This window comes from Microbacterium azadirachtae, assembly GCF_025583665.1.
Classification (GTDB): Bacteria; Actinomycetota; Actinomycetes; order Actinomycetales; family Microbacteriaceae; genus Microbacterium; species Microbacterium azadirachtae.
The window spans coordinates 3,481,248-3,497,728 of the sequence record NZ_CP099706.1; the positions used below are offsets into that span (position 1 = coordinate 3,481,248).

General features: G+C 71.9%; 17 protein-coding genes. 4 read left to right on the top strand and 13 right to left on the bottom strand.

What is annotated here, in order from left to right; all coding sequences use genetic code 11:
- Nucleotides 1-2 precede the first annotated feature (2 nt).
- The 3 genes from NFX31_RS16425 to NFX31_RS16435 are packed head-to-tail and all read right to left on the bottom strand — an operon-like array spanning nt 3 to nt 2,550.
- Nucleotides 3-707, bottom strand: a complete 705-nt coding sequence (locus NFX31_RS16425; protein WP_262956282.1) for a response regulator transcription factor — start codon at nt 705-707, stop codon at nt 3-5.
- Nucleotides 704-1,978: a sensor histidine kinase gene (locus NFX31_RS16430; RefSeq protein ID WP_262956283.1), complete on the bottom strand. Its 1,275-nt coding sequence runs from the start codon at nt 1,976-1,978 to the stop codon at nt 704-706. The genes NFX31_RS16425 and NFX31_RS16430 overlap by 4 nt, the downstream gene beginning before the upstream one ends.
- Nucleotides 1,975-2,550 carry a hypothetical protein gene (locus tag NFX31_RS16435; RefSeq protein ID WP_175491236.1) on the bottom strand — a complete coding sequence of 192 codons (576 nt, stop codon included), beginning with the start codon at nt 2,548-2,550 and terminating at the stop codon, nt 1,975-1,977. The genes NFX31_RS16430 and NFX31_RS16435 overlap by 4 nt, the downstream gene beginning before the upstream one ends.
- A gap of 224 nt (nt 2,551-2,774) precedes the next feature.
- Between NFX31_RS16435 and NFX31_RS16440 the strand changes: the two genes are divergently transcribed.
- Nucleotides 2,775-3,830, top strand: a complete 1,056-nt coding sequence (locus tag NFX31_RS16440) for a hypothetical protein (protein ID WP_262956284.1) — start codon at nt 2,775-2,777, stop codon at nt 3,828-3,830.
- Between the two features lie 117 nt (nt 3,831-3,947).
- Nucleotides 3,948-4,601, top strand: coding sequence for a response regulator transcription factor (locus NFX31_RS16445; RefSeq protein WP_045250855.1), 654 nt, complete (start codon nt 3,948-3,950; stop codon nt 4,599-4,601).
- Nucleotides 4,602-4,626: 25 nt separating this feature from the next.
- Here NFX31_RS16445 and NFX31_RS16450 read toward each other — a convergent pair whose 3' ends face one another.
- The 3 genes from NFX31_RS16450 to NFX31_RS16460 form a co-directional block, all read right to left on the bottom strand.
- The gene (locus NFX31_RS16450; RefSeq protein WP_262956285.1) at nt 4,627-6,378 is read right to left on the bottom strand and encodes a sensor histidine kinase; all 1,752 of its coding nucleotides are present in this window, start codon (nt 6,376-6,378) and stop codon (nt 4,627-4,629) included.
- A gap of 72 nt (nt 6,379-6,450) precedes the next feature.
- Nucleotides 6,451-7,494: an endonuclease/exonuclease/phosphatase family protein gene (locus tag NFX31_RS16455; protein ID WP_262956286.1), complete on the bottom strand. Its 1,044-nt coding sequence runs from the start codon at nt 7,492-7,494 to the stop codon at nt 6,451-6,453.
- Between the two features lie 15 nt (nt 7,495-7,509).
- Nucleotides 7,510-8,895: an ATP-dependent DNA helicase gene (locus tag NFX31_RS16460; RefSeq protein WP_262956287.1), complete on the bottom strand. Its 1,386-nt coding sequence runs from the start codon at nt 8,893-8,895 to the stop codon at nt 7,510-7,512.
- A 138-nt stretch (nt 8,896-9,033) separates the two neighbouring features.
- Between NFX31_RS16460 and NFX31_RS16465 the strand changes: the two genes are divergently transcribed.
- A complete protein-coding gene (locus NFX31_RS16465) occupies nt 9,034-10,152 on the top strand; it encodes a hypothetical protein (RefSeq protein ID WP_091477999.1) in 1,119 nt (372 codons plus the stop codon).
- A 63-nt stretch (nt 10,153-10,215) separates the two neighbouring features.
- On the opposite strand, the gene NFX31_RS16470 is transcribed toward NFX31_RS16465, so the two are convergent.
- The 3 genes from NFX31_RS16470 to NFX31_RS16480 form a co-directional block, all read right to left on the bottom strand.
- Nucleotides 10,216-12,381: a bifunctional copper resistance protein CopD/cytochrome c oxidase assembly protein gene (locus NFX31_RS16470; protein WP_262956288.1), complete on the bottom strand. Its 2,166-nt coding sequence runs from the start codon at nt 12,379-12,381 to the stop codon at nt 10,216-10,218.
- Between the two features lie 178 nt (nt 12,382-12,559).
- Complete coding sequence (locus tag NFX31_RS16475) at nt 12,560-12,847, bottom strand: HU family DNA-binding protein (protein ID WP_045250850.1); 288 nt, start codon at nt 12,845-12,847, stop codon at nt 12,560-12,562.
- A gap of 330 nt (nt 12,848-13,177) precedes the next feature.
- Entirely contained in the window at nt 13,178-13,759 is a 582-nt protein-coding gene (locus NFX31_RS16480) for a TetR/AcrR family transcriptional regulator (RefSeq protein WP_262956289.1), read from the bottom strand.
- Between the two features lie 137 nt (nt 13,760-13,896).
- On the opposite strand from NFX31_RS16480, the gene NFX31_RS16485 reads away from it, so the two are divergent.
- Entirely contained in the window at nt 13,897-14,730 is an 834-nt protein-coding gene (locus tag NFX31_RS16485) for an alpha/beta hydrolase (protein ID WP_091477998.1), read from the top strand.
- An 87-nt stretch (nt 14,731-14,817) separates the two neighbouring features.
- Here the strand turns inward: NFX31_RS16485 and rpsN are convergent, their stop codons facing one another.
- The 4 genes from rpsN to NFX31_RS16505 form a co-directional block, all read right to left on the bottom strand.
- Nucleotides 14,818-15,123: a 30S ribosomal protein S14 gene (gene rpsN, locus NFX31_RS16490; protein WP_045250847.1), complete on the bottom strand. Its 306-nt coding sequence runs from the start codon at nt 15,121-15,123 to the stop codon at nt 14,818-14,820.
- Nucleotides 15,124-15,126: 3 nt separating this feature from the next.
- Complete coding sequence (gene rpmG / locus NFX31_RS16495; protein WP_045250846.1) at nt 15,127-15,297, bottom strand: 50S ribosomal protein L33; 171 nt, start codon at nt 15,295-15,297, stop codon at nt 15,127-15,129.
- Nucleotides 15,297-15,533 carry a 50S ribosomal protein L28 gene (gene rpmB, locus NFX31_RS16500; protein ID WP_045250845.1) on the bottom strand — a complete coding sequence of 79 codons (237 nt, stop codon included), beginning with the start codon at nt 15,531-15,533 and terminating at the stop codon, nt 15,297-15,299. Before rpmB ends, rpmG begins: the two co-directional genes overlap by 1 nt.
- 148 nt (nt 15,534-15,681) lie before the next feature.
- Nucleotides 15,682-16,470 (bottom strand): DNA-3-methyladenine glycosylase, encoded by a 789-nt coding sequence (locus NFX31_RS16505; RefSeq protein WP_262956290.1) that lies wholly within the window; start codon nt 16,468-16,470, stop codon nt 15,682-15,684.
- Nucleotides 16,471-16,481: the final 11 nt, after the last annotated feature.

Here is a 16,481-nt window from a genome sequence, read left to right on the forward strand (position 1 = left end):
GCTCAGTTCGCGGACGTCGTGCCGAGTCCGCGCGCGATCGCCTGGGCTCGATCGCGGACGCCCAGCTTGGCGAACAGCGCGTTGATGTGGGTCTTGACGGTCGCGACGCCGACGAAGAGCGCGGCGGCGATCTCGGCGTTCGACCGCCCCTGCAGCACGAGCGCGTACACCTCGCGCTCCCGGGCGGTGAGCGCGGGGAAGCGCTCCGCCAGCGCCGACTCGGACAGCGGATCGGGCACGGATCCGGAGAGCCCGCCCGTCGGCGACGGCGCCGGCGCCGGCGCAGCGATCCGTCCCAGGAGCACCTCCCGCACCGGCTCGGAGAAGGTGCTCTGACCTGCCGCGACCGCCCGGATCGCCGCAGCCAGCTCCGCGCGGCCCGCATCCTTGGTGAGGTACCCCCGGGCACCGGCGCGGAGCGCGGTCACGATGTCGGCGTCGTCGGCGAAGGTCGTGAGCACGAGCACCGCCGTCTCCGGCGTCTCCGCGGTCACCCGCCGGGTCGCGGCGGCCCCGTCCAGGATCGGCATGCGCAGGTCCATCAGCACGACGTCGGGCCGCTGGGCCGCGACCAGCGCCACGGCCTCGGCGCCGTCCACCGCCGTGCCGACGACCTCGAAGCCGTCGACGAGGCTCAGCACCGTCTCCAGGCCGTCGCGGATGATCGCCTGGTCGTCGGCGATCGCGATCCGGATCCGCGCGGTCATGCCGGGGCCTCGGCGCGGAGCACGAAACGGCCGGCCGCCCCGGTCCCCGTGGTTCCCGCCGTCACCGTGCCGCCGACCGCGGCGAAGCGCTCCCGCACGCCGCGCAGCCCGAAACCGCCCCCGGTCGCCGCGAGCCCTCTGCCGGCCTCGCGACCGCCCTCCGCGGGCATCGCGTTCTGGATCACGCACTCCACCCGGTCAGGATGCCAGACCAGGGCGACCCGCACCGCGGATCCGGGCGCGTGCTTGCGCGCATTGCTCAGTCCCTCCTGCACAGCCCGGACCAGGGCCTCGGCGAGCGCGGCCGAGACCGCCCGCGGCGCACCCGACTCCTCGATGTGCACCCCCTCGTGCGGCTCGGCGGTGCGGAGCGCCTCGAGGCGCGCCGCGAGCTCGTCCGGCTGCACGGCGGACGCCGCCGGCGTTCCGTCGTCCGGATCCGGTCCGCGCAGGGTCCGCACCGCTTCACGCGCCTCATCCAGCCCGGCGACGGCGAGCCGGCGCGCCGCGGCCACCCTGGCACCCGCCCGCTCGGCGTCGCCCGCCTCGAGCAGCGCCTCCGCCGCGTCCAGCTGCACCACCAGCCCGCCCAGGCTGTGCGCGAGCACGTCGTGCAGGTCGCGCGCGATCGCGACGCGGTGCGCCGCCGCCTGGGCGCGCACCGCCTCGGCGTTCGCCCGCTCGCGCTCGGCCAGCAGCACGCGCTGCGCGCGGCGGCCCAGGCCCAGCACCACGGCCAGGGCGAGCGCGGCGAAGAGGGTGAGCAGACCGAGCACGGATCCGGTCACGGATCCCGCCCGGCCCGCGGCGGTGAGCAGCGCGCCGGCGGAGATGCCGAGGGCTCCGGCGATCGCCACCGCGATCCACGCCCCCGGCGTGGTCGCCGGGTCGCTCGCGACCCCGATGACCGCCACCACGAGGACCGCCACGCCCAGCCCCTGCGTCGGGACGGCGGTCACGGAACCCGCCGCCGTCATCGTCACGAGCAGCGCCGCCGCGGCCCAGGCCTCGCCGGAGCGGTGCGCGGCGCCGGTGGACGCGAGGGCGGGATCCAGGCCGCCCGGCGCAGCCCCGGCCGTCGCACCGTTCCGCGCCGCGAGCGCCGTGCGCATCGCCCAGGCGGCCACTCCCGCGACGAGGAGCCAGACCACCCAGGGCGCGGTCTGCGGACCGACGCGCAGCAGCACCCAGCCGACGGCGAGCATGCCGACGGCGTTGATGCCGGCGCTCCAGCCGGTCATCGGCGGGATGCGCAGGGGGATGCGGGTCACGGAACCATCATGCGCGCGGATCCGCCCCGTGCGCCCGCGTGACGCAGCGCGTCCACCCGGCGGTGCAGCACGAGGATGCGGGAGGCGCGGTTGGCCGCGAGCACCAGCAGGATCATCCCGGTCGAGACCCCGAGGTGGGATCCCAGGCTCTCGAACGCGAACGTGAGCCCGACCCGCACGCCGATCAGCACCACCCACAGACCCAGCCCCCACGGGCCGGTGCGGGTCTCGAACTCGGCGAGCGCCTGCGCGGCCGCCTTGGCCGACAGCCCTGCGGTCTCCGGCACGTATCCGGCGGGCCGGGCGAGCGGACGGATGTGCGCGATCGCGCCCATCCCCGCCCCGACGCCGAGCGCGATGACGACCTCGACCACGAACGCGACGACGTCGATCACGCCGAGCGCACGGCCGTTCAGCGATTGCAGCAGGAACGCGGCGCCGGCCACGACCGCGACCATCGGGAACGTCCAGTCCCTGCCGCCGAGGACCGGGCGCCAGGTCATCTGCCGCACGGCGATCACGCCGACGGCCAGGAGGATCAGCAGGACGTTGGAGAGCACGGAGAGGTTCATGTCCTCGATGCTCCTCGGATGCCGGATCCGGGGGCACCACCCGCGGGTGGAGATCCGAGCCCGGCGGGTGGAGATCCTCCTGTCGGCAGCGGATGTGGTGCAGGCACCACCTCGCTGTGGAGTCACGCCCATCGGCCGGCGCGCCGCCGATTCCTAGCGTGTGAGAAGAGCTTCCGGACGGGAGAACACGCAGCCCCTCAGGGCGAGAGAAGAGAAGGAAAGACATGAACACCATCACCACGAACAGCACCGCCCGCCGGCTTCTCGGCACCGGCCTGATCGCCTCGACGGTGCTCGGCTCGGTCGCGCTCGGCGTCGCCACCGCCGCGCCGGCTTCCGCCGCGACGCCGCGCGCCGCAGCGGCCACCGCCGACGTCACCCGCGGATTCGACATCGTCAACACGACCAAGCACACCCTGGAGCTGCAGGGCATCGACGGCGCGGGCGAGCGGGACCAGTACCAGCCGACCGGGACGAAGATCCTCCCGGGTCAGTCATACCGCTACGAGAAGGTCTACTACCTCCTCAAGCGCGGCGAGACGACTCTCACCTTCAACTACCGCGAGGCCCTGGGCGACGGATCCGAGCGGATCTCCGCCTTCCAGGTCACGCTCGTCGTCGACGCGGTCAGCGGCACGAGCATCCGCACCGACGCCGGCGACGCGTTCGCCGTCCACAATCAGGGTCTCTCCGGGCAGATCACGATCTCGGAGAAGGACTTCTCGGAGATCACGGTACCGGCCTCCGATGCCCAGCGACAGGCCGAGCTGCTCAACCAGACCTGCGTCTCGGGCCTGGCGTCGTGCACGTTCACGCCCGTCAGGAAGGAGGAGGGCAAGGCCCAGATCCGCCTGGTCGCAGGAGGCGCGAACAACACCGAGAAGGCGCGCGCGGGAAGCGTCACCACCAAGGTCTCGGCCGGCACGACCTCGTCGGTGGAGACCACCGCGTCGGCGCAGTTGACCATCAACGGGATCCTGGAGGCGGGACTCACCCACAAGTACGGCGGCGAGTGGTCCAACACCAAGGAGGAGACCAAGGTCCAGCCGTACGAGGTGGGCGCCTACAAGAACTTCAACATGTGGTCCCGGGTGCTGACCGAGCGGGTGACGGGCGACTTCACGGTCAAGCTCGGCAAGACCACCTGGAAGCTGTCCGGCGTGCACTTCGACATCCCGCGGGCAGACGCCGACGTGCTCTACGACAGCGCCGAGCGTGCGCTGACCGAGCAGGAGAAGGCCAGCCTGCCGAAGATCGTCGACATCAAGCCGGTCGGCTGACGCCCCAGGATCCGCGGAGAGCCGCCGTCCACCCCGCAAGGGTGTGGGCGGCGGCTCTCCTCGGGTACTGTCGGGTCACCGCCCGGATCCGCATCCGTCAGTCAGTCAGGAGCAGGCATGCGCGTCGTCATCGCCGAGGACGAGGTCCTGCTGCGGGAGGGCGTCTCCCGGATCCTCACGGACGAGGGCCACGAGATCGTCGCGACGGCCGGGAACGCCGACGAGCTGCTCGGCAAGGTCCGCGCCCACCGTCCCGACCTCGTCCTCACGGACATCCGGATGCCGCCGGACTTCACCGACGACGGCCTGCGGGCGGCGAAGCGGATCCGGCAGGAGCTCCCCGGGACCGGCGTCATCGTGGTCTCGCAGTACGTGGACGCGCAGGGAGCGATGGAGCTGCTGGCCGACGGCGCGGAGGGCGTCGGCTACCTGCTGAAACGGCGCATCCTCGACCTCGACGACTTCCTCGATGCCGTGCAGCGCGTCGCGGCCGGAGGATCCAGCATCGACTCGGACGTGATCTCCTCGCTCGTGCGCCGCGAGGTCCGCGACCACACCGACGGCGGCATCGCCCGCCTCACCCCGCGACGCCGGGAGGTGCTGCAGCTGATGGCGCAGGGCTACAGCAACGCCCGCATCGCCCGCGAGCTCTTCGTGACGGAGAAGGCGGTCGCGCGCAGCATCGCTCTCATCTTCACGACCCTCGACCTGCCGCCGGATCCCGACGACCATCGCCGGGTGCTGGCCGTGATGCGCTTTCTGGGCCGGTGAGCGGAAGGCGCCCGCGCCGCACCCGCTACCCCAGCGGCAGCTCTGCCCGCAGGGTCGTCCCGCCGCCCGGGACCGGCTCGAGGGCGACGGTCCCGCCGAGGGTCTCCACCCGGTCGCGGAGGCTGCGCATCCCGAACCCCGGGACGGCCCCTGCCGCGCCCTTGCCGTCGTCGCTCACGGCGATCTGCAGCCGGCCGTCGTGCAGAGCCACGACGACCACGATCTGCCGCGCATCGGCGTGCTTGACCGCGTTGGTGAGCGCTTCCGCGATCACGTAGTACCCCGTCGACTCGACCGCGGCGTCCAGCCGGCCGAGCGGGGATGCGACCTCGACCCGCACCGGGATCCGGATCCGGTCGGCCAGGGTCGTGATCGCTGCCTCCAGGCCGTCGTCCTGCAGCCGGCTCGGCAGGAGGCCCTCGACCAGCCCGCGCAGCTCGTCGAGGAGCGAAGCGCAGTGCTCCGCGATCCGCGCGGACTCGGACCGGACGTATGACGGGTCCTCCGCCTGCCGGGCCAGTCGCTGCACGTCGATGCCGACGAGGACGATCCGCTGCTGGGCACCGTCGTGGAGATCCTGCGCGATGCGGCGGCGCTCGGCATCGGCGGCGACGACGATCCGACGCCGGGAGGTCTGCAGCTCCTCCGCCGCCACCTGGAGCTGCTGCACCGCGGAGCGCAGCTCGACGATCAGCCGCTGCTTGTCCATCGCGACGCCCAGCGGCGCCGACACGGTCGCGACCAGGCTTCGATCCGCGATCAGCTCGCGGTCGTACAGCAGCGCGCCGGTGGGTGCCTCCGGGGCGCCGATCGGCCACAAGCCGCGCTCGGTGGGCACCGCGACGGGGCGCCCGCCGCTGTCCACGAAGCGGGAGGGAGCCGCCCCCTCCGCGTGCGAGGCCCAGAGGACCCGGGCACCCGGGTCACCGAGCGCCCGTGCTGCGAGGGCGTCGAGCAGCGCCGGCTCCACCGACGCCGCCACGATGCCCGCCGCGGCCTCGGCGACCTCGCCCGCCCGGCCGAATGCGCCGAACGTCAGCCCCACGAGGAACGCGATCGGCAGGCCGCCGAGCATCACCGACTGCACGACGTCCGCCGCCTGCTGAGCACCGGGACGCGGGTCGAGATGCAGGACCAGGACGGTCGCGGCGATCACGGCGAGGGCCGCGCAGCCGTAGCCGACGAACGGGAGCAGCTGACGCCGCGGCAGCGCGGGCATCCGCGCGACGCCCCGACCGCAGAGCACGATCGTCACGATGAGCGTGCCGACGCCCACGGCCGCCTGCAGCGTCCAGGCGACCTCGGTCGCGGCGGGCCGCAGCACCACGACGATCTGAGGCGCCACCGATACGAGGTAGGCGACGGTCACGACCGCGCGGGCGGTACGGCCCGTCAGACGCCCGGAGGGGAACGCGAGCAGCAGGTGCAGCAGCAGCGCCAGCGGCAGACTGGACGTCAGCGTGCCGAGGATGCGCAGGGCCGGGAGGTCGTCGTCCTGCGTGCGCGACGCCCAGAGCGCCAGCGCGGTCAGCAGCATGAGCCGGCCGATGCGGTTGTGCGGACGGCGCGACCAGGCGAGCAAGCCGGTGACCGTGTAGACCGCGACCAGCGCGCCGTCGAGGAGCGATCCGCCGAGTCCTCGCGACGACGAGGGGACGGCGAGCTCGACGAGGCAGAGCGCGGCCATCAGGATCCCGATGCCGACGAGGGCGTCGCGCAGGCCCGATCCTCCCGCCGCCGGGACCCGCCCGCCCGGAGGACCGCTGAGCCGTGTCATGCGTACAGGATCCCAGGGCCGGTCAGTGTGCGGAATGGTTCTCGGGCGTTCCTCGACTCGTCGCAGAACTGATCATCGACTCCCACCGGATCGATCGTGCCGGTCCAGCACGGCGACCAGCGCCCGGTGATCGGTTCCGCCGGTCGCGTCGACCACCCGCACCTCGCGCACGCGCCACGCGGATCCGACGAGCACGTGGTCGATGGGCGAGGCGAGCCAGGCCGGCATCGTGGACGGCCAGGTGCCCGTCGCCGCCGCGTGCGCCTCGTCGGCCGCATCCCGGCAGCCGGCGAGATCGAGGTGATCCAGCGTCGCGTTGAGGTCTCCGGCGAGGATCAGCTCCGGCCCGAGAGCCCGGCACTGCGCCCGGATCCAGTCCAGGCCCGCGCGCCAGTCGTCCATGCCGTCTGTCAGCGGAGCCGCGGGGTGGGCGGCGACGATGACCGGGCCCGTTCCGTCGACCGGTCGCCACACGCCGCTGGGCAGACCGCGCGTCGTACCCGCCGTGGCGTCGAGGCGGTAGGCCCCGAGGGAGTCGGCGACGAGCAGAGAGGTCGGGATCCATGACGGGGTCGACGTCTCGGCGACCGCGCGGGTGGTGGCGGCGGTCATGGGGATCCCTCCGGCGGTCACCCGTCGCGCGACCTCGGCGGCGGCCTCGTCGTCCATCTCGGGCAGACTCACGACATCGGCGCCGGTCGCGAGAACGAGCGCGGCGACGTCCCCGGGCGACGTCGCCCCGCCCTGGGTGTTCCAGACGAGCACGGTGAGATCGCCGTCGCGGATCCCGGCCGTGCCGCTCTCCGACGTTCCCCGGGCGAGGAGCACCGCCAGGTTCCCCACCGCGGCGAGCGCCGCGACCAGCGTGACGGCGATCAGCGCGCGCCGCAGCCCCGGCGCCCGCCGGCGCAGCACCACCGCCACGGCCCCGCCGACCAGAGCGAGCGCGGCCAGCGCGAGCGCGACCGGCGCCCGGAACGCGATGACCTGCGCCATCCCGAGGACTCGTTGCGCGCCGAGCGCCTGAGGCCACACGAGCAGCACCGCGATGAGCGCCCCGATCAGGATCACGATCCCTGCGGCAGCTCGACCCCGCGCGCCACGACGCTCCGTCACGACCGGCTCCCTCCGCTACGACCCGACCTGCGGCGTGGAGTCGCCCTGCCGCGCCTCCCAGGCGGCGCGCATGAAGCGGCGCACGTCCTCGTCGACACAGATGTCGCGGGGGCGCAGCGGGCGGGTGAGGTACAGACCATCCAGAGAGGTGAGCCGCGACAGGGCCACATAGGTCTGACCGGGGGCGAAGGCGCCGGATCCGAGATCCACGATCGCCCGGTCGTAGGTCTTGCCCTGCGACTTGTGGATCGTGACCGCCCAGGCCAGACGGAGCGGGAACTGGGTGAACTCGGCCACGACCTCGCGCGAGAGCGTCTTCGTGCCCGGGTTGTAGATGTAGCGATAGCGCTCCCACACCGCGGGCTCGACGTCGACCTCCTCGCCGTCGATCTCCACGCGCACCGTGTCGCCGAGGATGCGCACGACCGTGCCGATCGTGCCGTTCACCCAGCGCGGCGGCTCCGGCGCGGCCGAGACGTCGTTGCGCAGGAACATCACCTGCGCGCCCTCCTTGAGCTGCAGCTCCTGGTCGGCGGGGTAGTTCGCCTCGCCCCGGCCGAAATCACCCGAGATGTCGGCCTTCGCCTTCTGCACCTTGCCGGGCAGGGCCGCGAGGTGCCGCGAGTTGATGCCGTTGACGATGTCGTTGCGCGTGGCCAGAGTGATGATCGGGATCTCGCCCGGAGCCGGATCCGGCGGGGTGCGCGCGCCCGCGTCGTTGAGCGCCTGCGCGATCTCGGCCGTCACCCGCCCGTAGCGCACCGCGTTCAGCATCGCCTTGAACCCCGCGTCGGACTGGCGGTGGATGTGCACGAGCTCGCGCACGTGCAGCTGCGCGCCATAGGACCCGACGTCGAGCAGGCCGTCGGTCGCCTGCCCCCCGGTCCACACCTTCGCGTCGAAGAACCAGAACGAGCGGTAGTGATCCTGGATGTAGCGCAGCTCATCGCCTCGCGGCGGCACGGGTGCGAGCTGGTACGGGTCGCCGAACATCACCACCTGCACTCCGCCGAACGCCTCGCCCCGGCGTCCCCGCGCCTGCCGCAGCGACCGGTCGATCGCATCCATCAGATCCGCGTTGACCATCGAGACCTCGTCGATGACGAGCGTGTCGATCGCGTTCAGGATCTTACGGGTCGCGTCGGACTGGTCGATCTCGCTGTCGGCGATGAGGCCGATCGGCAGCCGGAACAGCGAGTGGATCGTCTGGCCCTCGACGTTCAGCGCGGCGACGCCCGTCGGGGCGCAGACGGCGATCTGCTTCTGCGTGTTGTACGCGAAGTGCTGCAGCAGCGTGGACTTGCCGGTGCCGGCGCGGCCGGTGATGAACACGTGCTCGCGGGTGTCCTCGATCAGCCGGAACAGCGCTTCCTGTTCGGCGGAGAGGGTCGGCGTGCTCACGGTCTTCGGATTCTACCCGGGGAGCGGGCCGGCGCGGCCGCCACCGCGCTCCGGCTCACCGCGCCCTCGCCGACATCGTGTGACGACGAGCCCGCGCACTCGGTGTTCCCGCAGGCGGCCTTTCGTAGACTGACGCACATGGTGCAGTCGGCGGGGGTGCTGGCGCCAGGCGTGCGGACGCGTCGGGCGCGGACGGCGCGACGCCGCGCCCCGCTCTGGGCCGACCTCACCCTGCTCGCCGCCATCGGACTCGTGCTCGTGGCCGCGCTCGCCGCCGGAGGGGTCACCGTCTACCGCGAGTTCTACAGTCCCTCCGCGTTCGTCACCCGGTACCTGACCCTGCTCTCCGAGGGCCGCGCGGCCGATGCGCTGCGTCTGCCCGGCGTCGCCATCGGGCACGGCGACCTCGACAAGAGCACCTTCCGCTCCGCGTCGGACGCCTTGCTGCGCCAGGCCGCGCTGAGCTCGCTCACCGACATCACGGTGACCGGCGAACGCCCGCAGGGCGACGCGACCGCGGTGACGGTGCACTACAAGGCCGGCGGACACGCAGGCACCAGCACGTTCCTGGTCGCCCAGGACGGATGGATCGGCGTCGCCCCGTCCTGGCAGTTCGCGCAGAGCCCGCTCGCCGTCATCTCGCTCACGGTGCGCGGATCCGACCGCTTCTCCGTCAACGGCTTCGAACTCGACCGCCGCCAGGTCGCGGCGCAGGGCGCGGATTCGTCGGCCCTCCAGCCGGTGCCGATGCTGGTGTTCTCCCCCGGGCTGTACTCCGTGTCGGTGAAGACGTCCACGGCCACCGCCGACGGCATGGGGGTGCTGGCCGACAAGCCGCTCGCCGACGTGCCGCTCGACGTGCAGGCCAAGCCCACCGCCGCGTTCGTCAAGGTCGTGCAGCAGCGGGTCGACGAGTTCCTCCAGCAGTGCACGACGCAGAGCGTGCTGCAGCCGACCGGGTGCCCGTTCGGCTACGCGGTGCCGAACCGCGTCGTGGACGGCCCCACCTGGAGCATGGTCAAGGGTCCCGAGATCACGCTGGAACCCGACGACGAGGGGTGGAAGATCCCGCCGGCCTCCGCCACCGCCCACGTGACGCTGGACGTGAAGCTGCTCTACGACGGCACGCTCTCGCACGTCGACCAGGATGTGCCGTTCCAGGTGGACGGCACGATCCGTTTCCTCCCGGACGGATCCGCCTCCATCAGCATCACGTCGCCCGAGCAGTCCGGCCCCCCGGCAGGTTCCGAGGGCTGACCCGCCCCCGTTCGCGAGGGAGCGGCTCGCTCAGGGACCCAGGGCCCCACGCACCCCGAAGCGTCAGTGCCCGCGCGCGGCCGCGCGGCGATCCTTCTCGGCGAGCTCGGCGAGCCGGGCGTTGTACTCCTCGAGCTCGGCGTCTCCGCTGCGGTCCGCGGCGCGGTCCGCCCGCTTCTGCACCTTGGCGTCGCTGCGGCTCCACTGGATCGCCACGGTGATCGCCAGGATCAGGGTGGGGATCTCCCCCACCGACCAGGCGACACCGCCGCCCACGTACTGGTCCTGCAGCGGGGTCGCCCCCCAGGTGCGCCCCATCGCGCCGAACCACTCCGCCACCATCAGCCCGGACTGCATCATGATCGCCATGCCGAAGAACGCGTGCGTGGCCATCACCGCGATGAGCGTGATCAGGCGTCCGGCGTACGGCAGCCGCCGCGGCACCGGATCCGCGCCGATCAGGCTGAGCACGAACAGGTACCCCGAGATGAGGAAGTGCATCGTCATCCACTCGTGCCCGATGTGGTCGGTCATCGCCCAGCGCACGAGATCGGTGAAGTAGAACGCCCAGAGCGACAGCACGAAGATCGCCGCGGCCACGAACGGGTTCGTGACGACGCGGGAGAACGGCGAGTGCACGGCCCACAGGATCCACTCCCTGCCGCCGCGGGTGCCGTCGCCGCGCTTGTCGATCGCGCGCAGGGCGAGGGTGACCGGGGAGCCGGAGACGAGCAGCAGCGGGATCGCCATCGACAGCATCATGTGCCCGAGCATGTGCACGCTGAACAGGTACTCCTGATATGCGTTGATCGCGCCGCCGGTGACCCAGACCAGGGCGGCCATGCCGAGGATCCAGAACACGGTGCGGTGGATCGGCCAGGAGTCGCCGCGCGCACGCAGGCGGCGCACGCCGAGGAGGTACAGCACCACGCCGAGCACGGCCGCGACCGCCCAGATGAGATCCAGGTTCCACATCGTCAGCCAGCGGATCGGCGTGAGCTCGGGCGGCAGCGCGGATCCGGTGAGGATCTCGGCCGGGGTGCGCACCGCAGGGGCTTCGAGGCCGGCCGGAGGAGGGGTGCGCGACAGGGCGGCCGCGAGTCCGGAGGCGATGCCCATGAGGGCGAGCTCGAGCAGCACCAGCGTCCAGAACGGACCGGATCCGCTCGTCTCGAGCTTCGGGATGAGTCGTGTGCGGTACCGGGCGCCGAGCGCGCCGAGCAGGATCAGAACGACCGCCTTCGCCACGATGAGGCCGCCGTAGGGGGTGAGCATGCCCGCCCAGTCGCCCACCGCGACGATCGAGCGGGCGACGCCCGACACCGCCACCACGACGTACGCCACGAGCGCCAGCGACGAGTAGCGGCGCACGACGGCCGCGAACGTGACGCCGCCCCGGGGAGCGGAGGCCCGGCCCTTCGCGCCCTTCGCGGTCTTGGGCGAGCGCTCGGCGGAGGCGCTGCCGCGGTCCGCCTCACTCTTCCCGCCCTTCGGCGCTCCGCTCAGCTCGCTGCGGGATCCGCGCAGCACGATCAGCAGCAGGAGCCCGCCGATCCACACGGCGGCGCCGATCGTGTGCAGCAGCAGCGAGTTCACGGCGGCGTCGTGACCGCTGAGGTCGCCCGCGTGCCCCTGCGTGGCGAGGGGGATGAACGAGACGGCGGCGAGGATCGCGGTGAGCAGCGTCGCCGTCCAGCCGCGGAACGCGAAGGCGGCGATGGTGATCACGGCGCCGGCGAGCACGGTCATCAGCCACGCCTGTCCGAGCGGCAGCTCGAGCAGGAAGCGTCCCAGCTGCGCACCGAACTCCGGGCCCGCGCTGAGCTTCACGCCGAGCGTCTGCAGGAAGGTGAACAGTCCCGCCACGGCGCTGGCCACGGTGAAGACCGCCGCGCCGATCGAGGCGGTGTCGAGCGCGATCTCGAACGACCGCGCGCCGCTGCGCAGAGCGAAGAGGGCGAGCACGAGCGAGCCCAGCATCGCGGCCGCGCCGAGGTTGCTGAGGGTCTTCACGACCGGCAGCCCCCAGCGCACCACGGGACCGGGGTCGAGCAGCAGGTTCGGGGCCGCTCCGCCGCCGAAGGCGAGGCCGGCCACGACGGCGAGGACCGCCGCACCCACGAGGATCACGGGCCCGGCGATGCGCAGGGTCGAGGATCCGCTGGGCAGGGCCGTGCGGTCGGAGCCCGTCCCGGGCTGGGGACGGACCCCGGAGGAGGGGCGATTCACCCCTCCAGCCTAGGCGCGTCTCCTGTGCGGGCCCCTCGACCTCCGCGCATCGCCTCCACGGGCCGCGCCCGCCGCGTCCCGCCCCGCCGGCCATTCCACCGGCGTGACCGCTCCGGAATGACGCCCGGACACGCAGAAGGCCGCCCCCGGAGGGACGGCCTTGCGAGGCGGAGCCGGATTACTTGACGGCAGCCTTGAGCTTGGAGCCGGCGGTCACCTTGACGCGCTTGCCGGCCGGGATCTTGATCTCGGCGCCGGTCTGCGGGTTGCGGCCCGTGCGAGCGGCGGTCGCGACCTGCTCGAACGAGATCCAGCCCGGGATCGAGACCTTGCTGCCCTTGGCAACAGCGTCCGAGACCGTGGCGAACAGGGCGTCGAGAACGCCGGAGACAGCAGCCTGGCTCTGGCCGGTGGCGCTGGCGATGCTCGCGACGAGCTCGGTCTTGGTGATGGACTTGTCAGCCATTTCATCCTCCAGCGACGGGGATCCCGTCGCTTCGTATCAGAGTTCCGGATGGGCGGATGCCCCCCGTTGGTCGAACGACCGCCTTGAATGTATCAACCAAACCCCGGTTTTCCGCGTCATTTCGCGGGTTTTGACGTTTTGCGGCGGCGTGTCGCGCCTCACCAGCCACTCCCGTCACAGCCGCGGCCCCTCTCGACCACGCTCGCCTCCTCCTCTGAACACAACGCAGGAGATCCCGCAGGGTTCGGCACCGATCGCCGACGGATGCCCCGAATCTCCTGCGTTGTGCTCGCGACACCGCCGTCACCGGCACGCGGGAAGGGGCGACGGTCAGGCGCGGTGTGCGGCGATGAGGTCGCGGGCGGTGCGGGCGAACGCGGGGGCGACCCGGTCCTGCCCGTCGAGATACCCGCCGACGAGCGCCGCGTCGCGCAGCAGCACGAGGGAGGCGGCCACGGCGTCGGGGTCGCGGAGTCGCGCCGCCTCGGCCAGCTGCCGCAGCGTCTCGCGGAACCACTCGCGGTGGGTGGCGATCAGGTCGCGCACCGGACCCTGGTCGGGGTACTCGGCCGCGGCGTTGATGAACGGGCAGCCGCGCGTGTGACGGTCGCGGATGTCGTGCGCGATGCCGTCCACGACGAGGTCGAGCAGCACAGCGGGGTCATCGGACGCCTGCGTCGCCTGCGCGAACAGTCCCCGCAGCCCTTCGTCCTCCCCGTGCAGATACGCGAGGACCAGTCCCTCCTTGCCCGCGAACTGCTTGTACATCGTGGCGCGCGTGACGCCGGCGGTCTCGATGATCCGGTCGACGCCGACCGAGTGGATCCCCACGCGGTAGAAGAGGTCGGTCGCCGCGTCGAGCAGTCGCTGCCGTGCGGAGCCGGGGCGCACCGCCGGTGTGGTCGTCGTCATGGATTCCCCTTCCTCTTCCATCGTGCCACACGGGAATACTCTTGTGTAGATAGAACGTTCAGTCTACCATGAGCAGCGAAGCAGCAGACGCGGATCCCGCAGACCACTCGAACACCGAACCCTCCAAGGAGCACGACATGACCACCTCGACCAAGACCCCGATCGTGCTCATCCACGGACTGTGGATGACGCCCAAGAGCTGGGACACCTGGGCGCAGCGCTTCCGCGACGCGGGGCACGACGTCATCGTCCCCGGATGGCCCGGCATCGACGACCGCACCGTCGAGGACATCCGCCGCAACCCCGAGGCGCTCAAGGGCGTCGGTCTGAAGCAGATCGCCGATCACTACGAGCGGATCATCCGCACGCTCCCCGTGAAGCCGATCATCATCGGCCACTCGTTCGGCGGCGTCATCACGCAGATGCTCGCCGACCGCGGCCTCGGCGCCGCCTACGTCGGCGTCGCTCCCGGGCAGACCGCCGGGGTCACCGCCCTCCCGCTGTCGACGCTGTGGACGGGGTTCCCCATCCTCTCCAACCCCTTCGGACGCAACGGCGCGAAGCCCCTGTCCAAGAGCCACTTCCACTTCACCTTCGGCAACGACCTGCCCCGCGCCGAGTCCGACCGGCTGTGGCAGGAGTACGCGGTCAACTCGTACAACCGCGTGTTCTTCGAAGGCGTCTCGTCCGTGCTCGATGAGAAGGGCGGCGTCACGCACGTCGACTACGGCCGCACCGACCGTGCGCCCCTCCTGGTCGTCACCGGCGAGATCGACCACGTCGTGCCGCCGGCGATCGGGCGGGCGATCGTCAAGAAGTACCTCTCCAGCGGCAGCCCTGCCGTCGTCGAGTACCGGGAGTACCCCGGCCGCACGCACCGGCTGGTGAGCCAGGACGGCTGGGAGCAGATCGCGGACGAGACCCTGGAGTGGGCGACCGCGCATCAGATCCCGGAGCCCGCCGCAGCGTGACCAAGGCCCGCGGACATGCAGAAGGGGCGGGGATCCGAAGATCCCCGCCCCTTGCGTCCCCTCGATGAACTCAGGGACCGGTGAGACTTACCAGCTCGACTTGGTCACGCCCGGCAGCTCGCCGCGGTGCGCCATGTCACGGAAGCGGACACGCGAGATGCCGAACTTCGTGAGGACACCGCGGGGGCGGCCGTCGATGGCGTCGCGCGAACGCACGCGCGCGGGCGACGCGTTGCGCGGCAGCTTCTGCAGGCCGACGCGGGCGGCCTCGCGGGCCTCGTCGGTCGCGTTCGGGTCGACCAGGGTCTTCTTCAGCTCGGCACGACGCTCGGCGTAACGCTCGACGACGACCTTGCGCTGCTCGTTGCGCGCGATCTTGCTCTTCTTAGCCATGGATCAACGCTCCTCTCGGAATTCGACGTGCTTGCGAACCACCGGGTCGTACTTCTTCAGCACGAGGCGGTCGGGGGTGTTGCGACGGTTCTTCTTGGTCACGTAGGTGTACCCCGTGCCCGCCGTCGAGCGCAGCTTGATGATCGGACGGATGTCCTGTGCCTTCTTGGCCATTAGAGCTTCACACCCTTCGCCTGGAGGTCAGCGACGACCCGCTCGATGCCACGGGCGTCGATCACCTTGATGCCCTTGGCGGACACGTTCAGCGTGATCTTGCGACCGAGCGACGGAACGAAATACGTCTTCTTCTGCACGTTCGGGTCGAAGCGGCGCTTCGTCCGACGGTGCGAGTGCGAGATGTTGTGACCGAAACCGGGAACTGCTCCGGTCACCTGGCACACTGCTGCCATGATGACTCCTTCTCTACCGTGAGGCCGGACGGCCCCACCCAAGATCCCTTGTCTGCACGCCTCTCCCCTCGCCGCCCTTCGACGAGCTCAGGGGACCAAAGAGGAGGAGGCATACGAACTGCGCACAGGAGTGTGCGCAGACAAAGAGCTACTCTAGCACGGATCCGATCCCGGGCGTGTCGAGGGCGGCGGCGGCCTCGGCCGCGCCCCTCCCCCAGCGGAACGCCGAGACGGACGGATCCCCCGGGATCCAGAACCGCCACGGGAACGCATCGGTGCCGGCATGACCGGCCACCCCCACGCGCGGACCCGACGCGTACTCGGCGAGCGGCTCGCCCAGCCACAGCTCGGCGTGCGCTCCGGCGTGCTCGGCGCCCGTGACGGCGTCGATGCCGTCGTGCTGCGGGTGCCGCAGCCCGGACGCCTGGCCGAACCGTCCCGGCCCGCGGGCCAGGTCTCGCCCGGCTCCAGACCAGGACGCAGGAGAGTCTGCAGCGGCAAGGCCGGATCCACGGACCGGATCCGGGATAATCCTGCGTTGTGTCCCGGCGGCGCGGCGTACGGCGGCCACGTCGATGCCGGAGACGACCTCGCCGGCGCGCAGCAGGATTCCGCCGGCGACGCCGTCCGGCCCGCACACGACGTTCACGCAGGAGTGGATGCCGTGGCTGAGGTAGACGTACAGGTGGCCCGGCTCGCCCCACATCGTCGCGTTCCGGGCGGTGCGGCCCATGCGCGCGTGCGACCCGGGATCGTGCCGATCGCCCACGCCCTTCCCGTGATAGGCCTCGACCTCGGTGATCCGCAGGACCACCTCCGCCCCGTCGACGATCGTGCGCAGCCGGGCGCCGAGCAGCCGGGGCGCGACCTCGAGCGGGAGCGGCAGCAGATCCTCGCGACGGACCCGCCGGAGCTCCCCGTCTGCGCGCGCGCCCATCAGCTCCCCGC